The organism is Actinomadura geliboluensis (assembly GCF_005889745.1).
Taxonomy (GTDB): Bacteria; Actinomycetota; Actinomycetes; order Streptosporangiales; family Streptosporangiaceae; genus Spirillospora; species Spirillospora geliboluensis.
Genome location: NZ_VCKZ01000272.1, coordinates 1 through 13027 on the forward strand (window position 1 = coordinate 1; position 13027 = coordinate 13027).

General features: G+C 74.3%; 10 protein-coding genes. 5 read left to right on the plus strand and 5 right to left on the minus strand.

The window, feature by feature from the left end:
- Nucleotides 1-128: 128 nt before the first annotated feature.
- The 4 genes from rocD to ETD96_RS30005 all read left to right on the plus strand — a co-directional run bounded on the left by rocD (nt 129) and on the right by ETD96_RS30005 (nt 4796).
- The gene (gene rocD / locus ETD96_RS29990) at nt 129-1295 is read left to right on the plus strand and encodes an ornithine--oxo-acid transaminase (protein ID WP_171069298.1); all 1167 of its coding nucleotides are present in this window, start codon (nt 129-131) and stop codon (nt 1293-1295) included.
- 166 nt (nt 1296-1461) lie between these two features.
- A complete protein-coding gene (locus ETD96_RS29995) occupies nt 1462-2433 on the plus strand; it encodes an LCP family protein (protein ID WP_138639856.1) in 972 nt (323 codons plus the stop codon).
- Between the two features lie 120 nt (nt 2434-2553).
- Nucleotides 2554-3183, plus strand: coding sequence for a PadR family transcriptional regulator (locus ETD96_RS30000; protein WP_138639857.1), 630 nt, complete (start codon nt 2554-2556; stop codon nt 3181-3183).
- Nucleotides 3180-4796 (plus strand): DHA2 family efflux MFS transporter permease subunit, encoded by a 1617-nt coding sequence (locus tag ETD96_RS30005; RefSeq protein WP_138639858.1) that lies wholly within the window; start codon nt 3180-3182, stop codon nt 4794-4796. Before ETD96_RS30000 ends, ETD96_RS30005 begins: the two co-directional genes overlap by 4 nt.
- Nucleotides 4797-4824: 28 nt before the next feature.
- On the opposite strand, the gene ETD96_RS30010 is transcribed toward ETD96_RS30005, so the two are convergent.
- The 3 genes from ETD96_RS30010 to ETD96_RS30020 all read right to left on the minus strand — a co-directional run bounded on the left by ETD96_RS30010 (nt 4825) and on the right by ETD96_RS30020 (nt 7822).
- Nucleotides 4825-5328, minus strand: coding sequence for a DUF6113 family protein (locus ETD96_RS30010; protein ID WP_138639859.1), 504 nt, complete (start codon nt 5326-5328; stop codon nt 4825-4827).
- 34 nt (nt 5329-5362) lie between these two features.
- Nucleotides 5363-6274 (minus strand): N-acetyl-1-D-myo-inositol-2-amino-2-deoxy-alpha-D-glucopyranoside deacetylase, encoded by a 912-nt coding sequence (gene mshB / locus ETD96_RS30015; RefSeq protein WP_138639860.1) that lies wholly within the window; start codon nt 6272-6274, stop codon nt 5363-5365.
- Between the two features lie 93 nt (nt 6275-6367).
- Entirely contained in the window at nt 6368-7822 is a 1455-nt protein-coding gene (locus ETD96_RS30020) for a serine/threonine-protein kinase (RefSeq protein ID WP_138639861.1), read from the minus strand.
- Between the two features lie 172 nt (nt 7823-7994).
- Between ETD96_RS30020 and ETD96_RS30025 the strand changes: the two genes are divergently transcribed.
- Complete coding sequence (locus ETD96_RS30025) at nt 7995-10076, plus strand: S9 family peptidase (protein WP_138639862.1); 2082 nt, start codon at nt 7995-7997, stop codon at nt 10074-10076.
- 31 nt (nt 10077-10107) lie between these two features.
- Here ETD96_RS30025 and ETD96_RS30030 read toward each other — a convergent pair whose 3' ends face one another.
- Together ETD96_RS30030 and ETD96_RS30035 are read right to left on the minus strand one after the other, a co-directional pair.
- Nucleotides 10108-11832, minus strand: a complete 1725-nt coding sequence (locus ETD96_RS30030; RefSeq protein WP_138639863.1) for an ABC transporter ATP-binding protein — start codon at nt 11830-11832, stop codon at nt 10108-10110.
- On the minus strand, nt 11829-13027 hold a 1199-nt coding region (locus ETD96_RS30035; RefSeq protein WP_138639864.1), incomplete at its 5' end, for an ABC transporter transmembrane domain-containing protein. The genes ETD96_RS30035 and ETD96_RS30030, both read right to left, overlap by 4 nt.

A 13027-nucleotide genomic window follows, 5' to 3' on the forward strand; every position in this document is an offset into this window, starting at 1 on the left:
CACCCGGACCCCGCCCGGCCCTCCCCTCGGCACCGGACCCTTCGTCCGGTGTCCAGCCATGCCCCGGCCCGACCGGCCGGGCCGAGCCGCGAAGGAGCGTCGTGACGCAAACCGACCAGCTGCGAGCGATGTCCGAGGACCACAGCGCGCACAACTACCATCCCCTTCCCATCGTGGTCGCCGAGGCGGACGGCGCCTGGCTGACCGATGTCGAGGGCCGCCGCTACCTCGACATGCTGGCCGCCTACTCCGCGGTCAACTTCGGGCACCGCAACCCCCGCCTCGCGGACGCCGCCCGCCGGCAGCTCGACCGCGTCACGCTGGTCAGCCGCGCCTTCGACCACGACCAGTTCGGCCCGTTCGTCAGCGAGCTGGCCGAGCTGTGCGGCAAGGACATGGTGCTGCCGATGAACAGCGGCGCCGAGGCCGTCGAGACCGCGCTGAAGACCGCCCGCAAGTGGGGCTACGAGGTCAAGGGCGTCCCGGCCGGCCAGGCGAACATCATCACGTTCGAGGGCAACTTCCACGGCCGCACCACCACGATCATCAGCTTCTCCACCGACCCCGACGCCCGCGACTCCTACGGCCCCTACACGCCGGGCTTCCGGACCGTCCCGTACGGCGACGTCGAGGCGCTCCAGGCCGCGATGGACGAGCACACCGTCGGCGTGCTGATCGAGCCGATCCAGGGCGAGGCCGGCGTGAACGTCCCGCCGAGCGGGTTCCTGCGGGCGGTGCGGGAGCTGTGCACCGCCAACGGCACGCTGATGATCGCGGACGAGATCCAGTCCGGCCTCGGCCGCACCGGCACCACGTTCGCCGTCGAGCACGAGGGCGTCGTGCCGGACGTCTACATCCTCGGCAAGGCCCTCGGCGGCGGCATCATGCCGGTGTCCGCCGTCGTCGCCGACCGCGACGTGCTCGGCGTGTTCAAGCCCGGCCAGCACGGCTCGACGTTCGGCGGCAACCCGCTCGCCTGCGCGATCGGCCGCGAGGTCATCGCGATCCTGAAGACCGGCGAGTACCAGGAGCGCTCCCGCACGCTCGGCGCGCACCTGCACGACCGGCTCGGCCGGCTGCCCGGCGACCTCGTCCGCGAGGTGCGCGGGCGCGGGCTGTGGGCGGGCGTCGAGCTGGCCGGCCCGGCCCGCCCGGTCAGCGAGCGGCTCATGGACCTCGGCGTCCTCGCCAAGGAGACCCACGAGACCACGCTGCGCCTCGCGCCGCCGCTGGTCATCGAGCGCGCCGACCTGGACTGGGCCCTCGACCAGCTGGAGATCGCCCTCAAGGGCTAGCAGCACCGCGCGCGGGCGCGCGGTCCCCACGGCCCGAGACGCCGCCGGTCAACGGCGCCCGGCGGCGTCTCGCCCGGCTAACGCGAAACCCGCGAGTCGTCAAAGAATCGGCCCCCGCCCGCCCGGCGGCGCGGCGCGCGGCGCCCGCGGCGGCAGGGTGGGCGGCATGCTGTTGCGGAACACGAGCCGGCGCCGGGTCGCCATCGGTTGCGGCGGGCTCGCGGTGGGCGTCCTGATACTGCTCGCGGGCGGCCTCTACCTGCTGCAACGGGCCTACAACGGGGAGGTCGGGCGGGTCGCCGGGGCGCTGCCCAGCGGTGCGGGCCGCCCGGCGTCCACCGGGCGCGGCGAGAACTGGCTGCTGATCGGCTCCGACCGGCGCGCGGACATCCCGTCGATGGGCGCCCGCGCCGACACGATCATGCTGGTGCACCTGTCCGGGCGCGGCGACCGGGTGTCGCTGATCTCCATCCCCCGGGACGGCTGGGTGCCGGTCCCCGGGCACGGCACCACGAAGATCAACGCGGCGTTCGCCCACGGCGGGCCCTCGCTGCTGATCCGCACCGTGGAGCGGCTCAGCGGCGTGCGCGTCGACCACTACGCCGCGCTCGACTTCGGCGGGTTCGTGAAGATGACCGACGCGCTCGGCGGCGTGGACGTCACCATCACCAAGGACACCTACGACCCGATGCACGAGCGCCGGTGGAAGGCGGGGAGCCAGCACCTGAACGGCGTCGAGGCGCTCGACTTCGTCCGGCAGCGCTGGAACCTGCCGGACGGCGACCTCGACCGCATCAAGCGGCAGCAGGCGTTCCTGCACGCGCTCGCGGCCAAGGCCCTCGACACCCGCAACCCGATCAAGATCGACCGGTTCGTCCGGGCCGTGACCGGCGCGGTGACCGTGGACGACTCGGTCACCGCCGGGACGCTGCGCGGGCTCGCGCACCGGCTCCTCAAGACCTCGCTGGTGGAGTACCTGACCGCCCCGGTCGACAGGCCCGCCGAGCGGGACGGGCAGAGTGTCGTACTCCTGAACGATGATGGCGTGCGGGCCCTGTTCACCGCCGTCCGCGACGACACGGTCGGCGACTACGTCGCCCGCAACGGCGCGGCCAACTCGGTGGACGCCGTGCGCTGACGCCCCTCCGAACCGTACGGACCTGCACGGACATGTCCGGCTTCGCGGTTAAGGTGACGAGGTCGGTCCGGTTGGATTAGTCTGTCTGGACTAATCGGAATCGACCATAGGCCCGGAACCATGTCCCGACCGCTGACACCGCTCGCGCTGACCGTGCTGCGGATGCTCTGCGACAGCCCGATGCACCCGTACGAGATGCAGCAGCGCATCCGCGACCACGCCTACGACCAGGCCGTCAAGATCACCCACGGTTCGCTGTACCACTCGGTGGAGCGGCTCGCCGCGGCCGGGCTGATCGAGCCGCTGGAGACGAGCCGGGAGGGCCGCCGGCCCGAGCGCACCATCTACGCGGTGACCGCCGCCGGGCGGGACGCCGCGCAGATGCGGCTCGCCGAGTTGCTGCGCCACCCCGCCGAGGAGTTCCCGCTGTTCGGCACCGGGCTGGCGTTCATCAACCTGCTGTCGGAGGGAGAGGTCGCCCGGCTGCTGCGCGGCCGCACGGTCGCGCTGGAGGCGGCGCTGGCCGCGCACCAGACGGCGCACGACGCGCTCCTCAAGCAGGGCCTGGAGCGTTACAAACTGCTCGACCAGGAGTGGCAGATCGCCCGGCTGCACGGCGAGCTCGACTACGTGCGGGGCCTGGTCGACGACCTGGATTCCGGCCGCCTCACCTGGAGGGACGACGAGGTGCAGATCCGCTGCCACCCGCGCCCCCGACCACCACGCCACGACGACAAGGGGGCCCCATGAGCAAATGGCGCGGAAATCCCTGGGCGATCCTGCTGACGCTCTCCCTCGGATTCTTCATGACCCTGCTCGACCTGACGATCGTGAACATCGCGATCCCGAGCATGACCGACAAGCTGCACGCCTCGCTGGACGAGGTGCTCTGGGTCGTCAACGCCTACGTCCTGGTGCTGGCGGTGCTGCTCATCACCGCCGGCCGCCTCGGCGACCTGTGGGGTAAGAAGAACCTGTTCATCGCCGGGGTCGCGCTGTTCACGGTGGCCAGCCTCGCGTGCGGGATCGCGCAGGACCCCACGCAGCTGATCGCCGCCCGCGCCCTGCAGGGCCTCGGCGCCGCGCTGCTGATGCCGCAGACCATGTCGATCATCATCGGGGTGTTCCCGCCGGAGCGGCGCGGCGCCGCGCTCGGCGTGTGGGGCGCGGTCGCCGGGGTCTCCACGATCGCCGGGCCGACGATCGGCGGCCTGCTCGTCACCAGCCTCGACTGGCGCTGGATCTTCTTCGTGAACCTGCCCATCGGGATCCTGGTGCTCGCTATGGCAGTGCCGATCCTGCCCGGCCGCACCCCCGGCGTCCGGCACCGTTTCGACCTCGTCGGCGTGCTGCTGGCGTCCGCCGCCCTCTTCTGCCTCACGTTCGCGCTGACCGAGGGCCAGAAGTACGAATGGAACGCGGGCATCTGGGGCCTGATCGGCGCCGGGCTCGCCCTGTTCGTGATCTTCGTCGTGCAGCAGCGGTCCCGCCAGGACGGCGAGCCGCTCGTCCCCTTCTCCCTGTTCAAGGACCGCAACTTCACCGTGCTGAACCTCGTCGGCGCGGCCGTCTCGGTCGGCATGGTCGGCATGTTCCTGCCGATGACGATCTACCTGCAGTCGGTGCTGGGCTTCAGCGCCCTCAAGGCCGGGCTCGTCATGGCGCCGTCGTCGCTGGTGTCGATGTTCCTCGCGCCCGTCGCGGGCCGGCTCTCGGACCGGATCGGCGGCAAGTTCATCCTGATGGGCGGCCTCACCCTCTACGGCGCCGGGATGGTGTGGATCGTCCTCGTCGCCGAGGTCGGGACGGACTGGAAGGCGTTCATCCCCGCGCTCGTCGTCTCCGGCATCGGCATCGGCGGCGTGTTCGCGCCGATGGCCACCGAGGCGACCCGGAACGTCCCGCCGCGCCTCGCGGGCGCCGCGTCCGGCGTCAACAACACGATCCGGCAGGTCGGGTCGGTGCTGGGCAGTGCGGCGGTCGGCGCCGTCCTGCAGAACCAGCTCGCCTCCTCGCTGCGGGACGAGGCCGCGACCCGCTCGGCGGCGCTGCCCGCCGACGTGCGCCCCGGGTTCGTGCAGGGGTTCGCCAACGCGGCCAAGAGCGGCCTGGAGGTCGGCGCGGGCCAGAGCGGCGCGAAGCAGCAGCTCCCGCCGGGCATCCCGCCGAACGTCGCGCACCGCGTCCACGAGCTGGCCGGGCAGGTCTTCTCGCACGGCTTCGTGCACGCGATGAAGCCGACGATGTGGCTGCCGATCGTCGTGATCCTGCTCAGCGCGGCCGCGTGCCTCACCCTGAAGGGGCACAAGGACAACACGGCCATGCCGCAGCTCGACGCAGAGCCCGCCCCGATGGCGTCCTGACCGGGACCGCCGGCCCCGGCCGGAACCGCTAGTCGCGGACCCGGCCCGCCCTGCCGAGCAGCCAGTCGCCCGGCGGGCGGGCCGGCGGCACCGTCATGATGCCGGCGACCGCGGCGAGCATGCCGCCGACGATGAACAGGTATCCCGGGAGGGTGCCGGGGATGACGAGGTCGCCCTCGCCGCGGCGCATCGACAGGACGAACACGACCACGCCCCACACCACCGCCGGGACCGTGGCCCCGACCCGGCCGCCCATCCCGTGCCCGGCCAGCCGGGCCATCGCGAAGACCAGCGCGACCAGGACGATCGCGGCGACCGGGACCGGGCCGAGCGTCCAGTCCTGGCTGAACGAGCCGACCACGCCGAAGACCGCGCCGAGCAGGGCGAGCGCGGCGTAGGCGGCGCCGGACACGAACGCGTCCAGCGGGCCCTCGGCGCGGGGCTCCCGCGCGAGGGACGCGCCCGCCGCACCGTCCGCCGGGGGGCCGTCCTTGGCGAGGCTCACCCGCGCCTCGTCGTCGTCCTTGTGCACGGAGTCAGGCTACCGGCCGCGGGTCCCGCGGCGGTCAGGCGTCGTCGCCGGGGCCCTGCTCGGCGAGGCCCGCGAACAGGTCGCGCTCGCGGCGGCCGGGGCCGACCGGGCCCTGCTCGCCGGCCTGGAGGATGTAGTACTCGGTGCCGAACGCCTGCTGCCCCAGGTTGTTCGACAGCGCGAAGAACGGGCCGACCTGGTCGGGCGCCACGACGATCTGGGTGCGGTGGGCGCGCAGCGCGGCGAGCTTGGCGGGCAGGTGCGCGCGGGCGTCCACCACCGTGGTGACCTGCCCGTCGGGCACGCCGGAGCCGAGCTCGTCCAGCCCGGCGACGCGCGCGAACGGCAGCTTCGCCTCCCGCATCACCGCGATCGCCCGCGCGAGGACGGTGCGCGGGGTGGCGTAGGCGTAGAACTTGGCGGCCCGCCACGGCTCACCGCCCTCCGTGAACGACGGGTCGGCGGCCAGCTCGAACGCCCGCCACGCGACGCGGTGCGCCTGGATGTGGTCGGGGTGCCCGTAGTTGCCGCGCTCGTCGTAGGTGACGATCACCTGTGGCCGGACCTCCCGGATCACCGGGACGAGGTCCGCGGCGGCGGTGTCGACGTCCGCCCGCCAGAAGCAGCGCGGGTCGTCGTTGGTGGGCGCGCCCATCATGCCGGAGTCGCGCCAGCGGCCCGCGCCGCCGAGGAAGCGGTGGTCGCGGACGCCGAGCGCCGCGCACGCCGCCGCCAGCTCCCCGATCCGGTACTCGCCGAGGCCGTCCTCCTTGTCGGAGGCCAGGTGGCGCAGCTCCTCCGGGATCACCTCGCCCTCCTCGCCCAGGGTGCAGGTGACGAGACAGACGTGGGCGCCCTCGGCGGCGTACTTGGCCATGGTCGCCCCGGTCCCGATGGACTCGTCGTCCGGATGGGCGTGGACGAACAGGATCCGCGGCTCCTTCATAGTCAACGAGCCTACTCAGAGCACGGGGCGGCGGCGATGACCGCCCTGCCCCGCACGGTCCGGCGGGTCCCGGCGGCGGGTCTTGACGGCGGGTCAGCCGCCCGAGCCGGGCCCGCCGCCACCGCCGCCGCCCGCACCGGGGCCGGGACCGTCGCCGCCGTCACCGCCGTCGCCGCCGTCACCGGTCGGCGGGCCGGACGTGGGCGTCTCGCTGGTCGGCGCCTCGGACGTGGGCGTCTCGCTGGTCGGCGCCTCGGAGGTCGGCGCGGTCGACTGCTGCGGCGGCGGAGTGTTGCGGCGCGTGCGGGTGCGGGTCGGCGTCGGCTCTTCCGGCTCCTCGGACGTCGGGGTCTCGGAGACCTCCGACGATTCGCTCACCGACGGCGTGACCGGCGCGTTCGGCGAGTCGCCACCGCCGCGGGTCGCCGCGTACACGCCGACGACGAGCGCCAGCACGGCGATCGCGGCGACGGCCGCGACGATCGGCCACTTGGACTTGCGCTCGGGCTCCCAGTCGTCGTACCGGGCCCGGCCGGCGCCGCCGCCCGGAGGCCCCGCGGGCGGCAGGCTCCCGGTGTACTCCGACGGTGAGACGCGGCGCGTCCCGCCGGCGGGGCCGCCCGGGTGGGTGGCGCCCGCGCCCGCGAGCCCGGCCGCGCCGAGCCCGCCCGCGGCGAGCGTGGAGCCCTCCGCGAGCATCGTGGTGGCCTGCGCGGGGTCGTCCATGCGGGTCTGCCCGGCGCCGCCCGGCCCGCTGCCGATCAGCGCCATCATGATCTGCTGCGCGGTCGGCCGCCGCTCGGGCTCCTTGACCAGGCACGCCGCGATCAGCCGGTGCAGGTCGGGCGGGACGCCGTCCAGCATCGGCGGCTCGTGCATCACCCGGTTGATCACCGCGACCACGGTGTCGTCGCCGAACGGCGGGTGGCCGGTCGCGGCGAACACGATCGTCGTCGCCCACGCCCACACGTCCACGGCCTCGGTGAGGGTGGCGCCCGCCACCTGCTCCGGCGCCATGTAGGACGGCGTGCCGATCGCCTTCGTCGCGTTCGTCTGCCCGGTGTCCAGGGCGCGCGCGATGCCGAAGTCGATCACCCGCGGGCCGTCCGGCGCCATGATGACGTTGTGCGGCTTGAAGTCGCGGTGCACGATGCCGGCCTGGTGGATCGCGACCAGCGCGGTCGCGGTGCCGATCGCGAGCCGGTCGAGGGCCGCGCCGCCGATCGGGCCGGTCTCGGTGACCTGCTTGTAGAGCGAGGGGCCCGGCACGTACTCGCTGGCGATGTAGGGCTGGTCGCCCGCGACGTCGGCCTCCAGGACCTGCGCGGTGCAGAACCGCGCGACCTGCTTGGCGGCCTGCGCCTCCCGGACGAACCGGGTGCGCGCCATCGTGTCCCCGGCGAGGTCGGCGCGCAGCAGCTTGATCGCGGCGCGGTTCCCGGAGGCGTCGACCCCGGCGTAGACGACGCCCTGGCCGCCCTCGCCGAGCCGCTCGACGATCTCGTACGAGCCAAGCCGCCGGGGATCTCCCGGCTGCAGCTCCGGCATTGACCACTCCTCAGCCCGCGACGAAAAAAGTGCTTGGGGAAGCTTTGAGCTTACGCGAGCGCGGACCCGGGCACGGGACGTTCCCCGGCCACCACGCGACGACCCGTGATCATAGAGGGCAGGAGACCGCCGTGCGCCGTACTTCCCGGGCATCCTGGCAGACTCGGGTGCCATGAGCATCAGCTATCCGCGGCAGAGCGCCCGCACCCGCCGGTTCAGCCTCGGCGTTCCGCGCGCCTTCCAGATCGCGCCGGACGAGTCGCGCGTGACGTTCCTGCGCACCAGGGCGGGCGACGATCCGGTCACCTGCCTGTGGACGCTGGACACCGCGACCGGCGAGGAGGAGTGCGTCGCCGACCCGGCCGCGCTGGACGTCCCCGGCGAGGAGGACCTGCCCGCCGAGGAGCGGGCCCGGCGCGAGCGCGCCCGCGAGCAGGCGGGCGGCATCGTCGGCTACGCCACCGACCAGGGCATGCGGCAGGCGGTGTTCACGCTGGCCGGGCGGCTGTACGCGGTCGACCTCGGCACCGCGCTGGTCCGCGAGCTGCCCGCGCAGGCGCCCGTGTTCGACCCGCGCCCCGACCCGGCCGGGCGGCGGATCGCCTACGTGTCGGGCCGGACGCTGCGCGTCATCGAGATGGACGGCACCGACGACCGGGCGCTCGTCCAGCCGGAGTCCGACCAGGTGTCCTACGGCCTCGCCGAGTTCGTCGCGGCGGAGGAGATGGGCCGGATGCGCGGCCACTGGTGGTCCCCCGACGGCGGCACGCTGCTGGCGGCGCGGGTGGACGAGACGCCGGTGCAGCGCTGGCACATCGCCGACCCCGCCAACCCCGACCGGCCGCCGTCCGAGATCGCCTACCCGGCGGCCGGCACGCCGAACGCGCTGGTCTCGCTGGTGCTGCTGAAGGTGGACGGCCGGCGCACCGCCGTCGCCTGGGACCGCGGCATGTTCCCCTACTTCGTGGCGGCCTCCTGGGACCGGCACGGCCTGCTGATCGTCGTGCAGCCGCGCGACCAGCGCTCGCAGCGGGTGCTGAGCGTCGACCCGACCAACGGCGCGACGTCCCTCCTGCACACCGAGCACGACCCGGTGTGGACGGAGATCGTCCCCGGCCTGCCCGTCCGGACGGCCTCCGGCGACCTCGTCTGGACCACCGAGGACCGCGACGCCGACACGCGCCGCATCACCGTCGGCGGCAAGCCGGTCACGCCCGCGGGGCTGCAGGTCCGGTCGGTGCTCGGGGTGGACGGCGAGTCGATCCTGTTCACCGGCTCGGAGGAGCCCACCGAGGTCCACCTGTACTCCTATGCCGGCGGCGAGACCACCCGGCTGACCGAGGGGGCGGGCGTCTTCGGCGGCATCCGGTCCGGCGGGATCACCGTCGTGACGGGCGCGCGGCTCGACCGCCCCGGCTCGGAGACCGAGGTGCGCACCCCCGCCGGGACGCACCCGGTCGCCTCGTTCGCCGAGACCCCGGTGATCACCCCGAAGGTGGAGCTGCTGCGGGCCGGCGACCGGGAGATCCGCACCGCCGTGCTGCTGCCCACCGGCTGGGAGCCCGACCAGGGGCGGCTGCCCGTCCTCATGGACCCCTACGGCGGGCCCCACGCCCAGCGCGTCCTCGCCGTGCAGCGCATGTACTGCGAGCCGCAGTGGCTCGCCGACCAGGGCTTCGCCGTCGTGATCGCGGACGGCCGCGGCACGCCCGCGCGCGGCCCGGCGTGGGAGCGCTCGGTGCACGGCGACTTCGTCGGGCCCGTGCTCGACGACCAGATCACCGCGCTGATCGAGGCGGCGCGCAAGCACCCGGCCGCGCTCGACCTCGACCGGGTCGGCATCCGCGGCTGGTCGTTCGGCGGCTGGCTCGCGGGCCTCGCCGTCCTGGAGCGGCCGGACGTGTTCCACGTGGGCATCGCGGGCGCGCCCGTCACCGACTGGCGGCTGTACGACACCCACTACACCGAGCGGTACCTCGGCCACCCGGACGAGGAGCCGGAGCTCTACGCCGCGAACTCGCTCATCGAGCGGGCCGCTGACCTGAAGCGGCCCCTGATGGTCATCCACGGGCTCGCGGACGACAACGTGGTGGCCGCGCACACGCTGCGGTTCTCGTCGGCGCTGCTGGCCGCCGGGCGCCCGCACACCGTGCTGCCGCTGTCGGGCGTCACCCACATGACCCCGCAGGAGGTCGTCGCGGAGAACCTCCTCCACATCCAGGTCGACTACCTGAAGTCGGTGCTGGCCCGCTGAGCCGCGCGGTGCCAGCCCGCTGAGCCGCGTGCTAGCCGGCTGAGCCGTGCCAGGACGCCCACAGGGCCGCGTAGGAGCCCTTCTGGGCCAGCAGGTCCTCGTGGGTGCCGAGCTCGGTGATGCGCCCGTCCTCCACCACCGCCACACGGTCGGCGTCGTGGGCGGTGTGGAGGCGGTGCGCGATCGCCACGACGGTCCGGCCGTCCAGGACGGCGGCGAGCGAGCGCTCCAGGCGGCGGGCGGCGCGCGGGTCGAGCAGCGACGTCGCCTCGTCCAGCACGAGGGTGTGCGGGTCGGCGAGGACGAGCCGGGCCAGCGCGAGCTGCTGCGCCTGCGCGGGCGTCAGCGGGACGCCGCCGGAGCCGACGACGGTGCCGAGGTCCGGCCCGTCCCACTCGACCGCGGCGAGGACCCGGCGGATCTCCTCGTCGGAGGCGTCCTCGCGGGCCATCGCGAGGTTCTCGCGGAGCGTGCCGCGGAACACGTGGTGCTCCTGCGTGACCAGCGCGACCTCGCGGCGCAGGCCGTCCAGCGGCAGCTCCACCAGCGGGACGCCGCCGACGGTGACGGCGCCCGCGCGCGGGCCGTCCACCCCGGCGAGCAGCCGGCCGAGGGTGGACTTGCCGGCGCCGCTCGGCCCGACCATCGCGAGCCGCTCGCCGGGCCGCAGGTCGAGGTCCACGCCGTGCAGGACGTCCTTGCCCGGCCGGTAGTGGTAGCGGACGCGGCGCGCCGTGAGCCGGTCGCCGGCGGGCAGGGCGTCGCCCGGCGCGCGGTCGGGCGGGACGTTGCCGACGCCGAGCAGGCGGGCCAGCGACGCGCCGCCGAGCTGCAGCTCGTCCAGCCAGGAGAGCATGGTGTCCACCGGCTCGATGAGCAGCTGCGCGTACAGGGTCGCGGCGGTCACCTGCCCGAGCGTCGCCATGTCGTGCATGTAGAGGAGGCCGCCGACGAACAGGGTCGACACCACGGGCAGCACGAAGCTCAGCTCGGCCACCGGGAACAGGAACATGCGCAGCCGCAGCGTGTAGCGCTCGGCCTTGTAGGAGACCGCGATGTCGTCGTCGCCGCGGCGGTGCCGGCGGTCGGCGAGGCCGAGCGCCTCGACGGTCCGCGCGCCCTGGACGGTCTCGGTGAGGCTGCCGGCGATCCGCGACCAGGCCTCGTTCTCCCGCAGGTAGCCGACGTGCGCGCGGGGCAGGTACCAGCGCATCACCGCGACCAGGAACGGCACGGCGACCAGCGCGGGCAGCGCGACGAGCGGGCCGTTCAGCAGCAGCGCGCCGAACGTGAACGCGCCGACGACGATCGCGACGAGCGTCTCCGGCATGGCGTACCGGACGGACGTGCCGAGCGTGTCGACGTCCCGGGACGCGCGGGTGACCAGGTCGCCGGTGCCCGCCCGCTCGACCCGCGACAGCGGCAGCGCCAGGACGCGGTCGACGAATTCCTCCCGCAGCTCCGCCAGCACGCGCTCGCCCAGCTTCGCGGACGCGAGGTAGGCGTACCTGGTCAGCACGGCCTGCACGATCACGAAGCCGGCGATGGCGAGGCCGGTGGTGTCGATGTCGGCGCGGCCGTCGCGGACGTCCTCGACGAGCGCGCCGAGCAGGCGCGGCGCGACCAGGCCCGTCACGGCGGCGAACGCGTGCAGGGCCAGCACGGCGGCGAGGTCGCGCGGATGCCGCACGACGAGCCGCCGCGCGTACGCGCGCACCTGCGCGGGCGTCGCGACCGGCAGTATCTCCGCGCTCACCGTCCTGCCCTTTCCGCTTGTTCCGTTGCTTCTCCTCTGGTGACGGTGGCCGCGTAGCGCGGTTCGGTCTCCAGCAGGTCGCGGTGCGTTCCTTCCGCGACGACGTGGCCGCCTTGGACGAAGGCCACGTGGTCGGCCCGGTCCAGCATCAGCGGGCTCGTCGTGCAGACCACGGTGGTGCGTCCCGCGCGCGCTGGGCGGAGCCTGTCGGCGATGCGCGCCTCGGTATGCGCGTCCACGGCACTGGTCGGCTCCACCAGGACGAGGACGTCCGGGTCGGCGGCGAGTGCCCGTGCCAGGCGAAGGCGCTGCTGCTGGCCGCCCGAGAACTCCCGTCCGGCCTCCGCCACATAGGCGTCCAGGCCGGAGGACGCGACGATGTCCTCGGCGCACGCGGAACGGATCGCGGCGCGCAGCGTGGCCTCGTCTCCGTCCGGCGCCAGCGACTCGGCCAGGGACCCGGCGAAGAGGCGGTCCTCGTTCACCGCGACCAGGATCCGCTTCCTGAGGTCCGCCACGCCGTGCAGCGGGACGCCGCCGAAGTCGACCTCGCCGGGCGCGTACCGGCCGAGCCGGTCGGCGATCGCCTGCGCGTCGCGCGGGTCGGCCGCCGCGATCGCGGTGACCCGGCCCGGCCGCACGACCAGCCCGGACGCGATGTCGACGAGCTCGGAGCCCGCCGCCGGACGGGCCGTCCCCGCGTCCGGCAGCTCGGGGTCGATGGACAGCAGGGCGGTGACCCGGCCCGCCGCCACCAGCCCCTTGGTGATCTTGCCCGCGGCCTCGCCGAGCGTCTTCAGCGGGACGATCAGGAACACGGCGTACCCGTAGAACGCGACCAGCTCGCCGACGCCGATCGTCCCGCTGACGGCGAACCGGGCGCCGACCCACGTCACCAGCGCGATCAGCAGCCCGGGGAGCAGCACCTCGGCGCCGCTCAGCCGGGTCTCGGCCCGCGCGGCCGCCACGCCCGCCGCCCGCACCCGCTGCGACTCGGCGCGGTAGCGGCGGGAGAACAGCGGCTCGCCGCCGATGCCGCGCAGCACCCGCAGGCCCGCGACCAGGTCGGTGGCGTGCGTGCTCAGCTCGCCGACGAGCTCCCGGTGCGCCAGCTCCCGGTCCCGGTAGGGGCGCAGCAGCGGCGCCGCGATCGCGAGGATCAGCGGGACGCCGACCAGCACGATCAGCCCGAGCG

Coding starts and splice junctions, on each gene's coding strand:
- rocD (WP_171069298.1), top strand. CDS start 129: ATGTCCGAGGACCACAGCGCGCACAACTACCATCCCCTTCCCATCGTG.
- mshB (WP_138639860.1), bottom strand. CDS start 6,274: ATGAAGGAGCCGCGGATCCTGTTCGTCCACGCCCATCCGGACGACGAG.
- ETD96_RS30025 (WP_138639862.1), top strand. CDS start 7,995: ATGAGCATCAGCTATCCGCGGCAGAGCGCCCGCACCCGCCGGTTCAGC.
- ETD96_RS30020 (WP_138639861.1), bottom strand. CDS start 7,822: ATGCCGGAGCTGCAGCCGGGAGATCCCCGGCGGCTTGGCTCGTACGAG.
- ETD96_RS30005 (WP_138639858.1), top strand. CDS start 3,180: ATGAGCAAATGGCGCGGAAATCCCTGGGCGATCCTGCTGACGCTCTCC.
- ETD96_RS29995 (WP_138639856.1), top strand. CDS start 1,462: ATGCTGTTGCGGAACACGAGCCGGCGCCGGGTCGCCATCGGTTGCGGC.
- ETD96_RS30000 (WP_138639857.1), top strand. CDS start 2,554: ATGTCCCGACCGCTGACACCGCTCGCGCTGACCGTGCTGCGGATGCTC.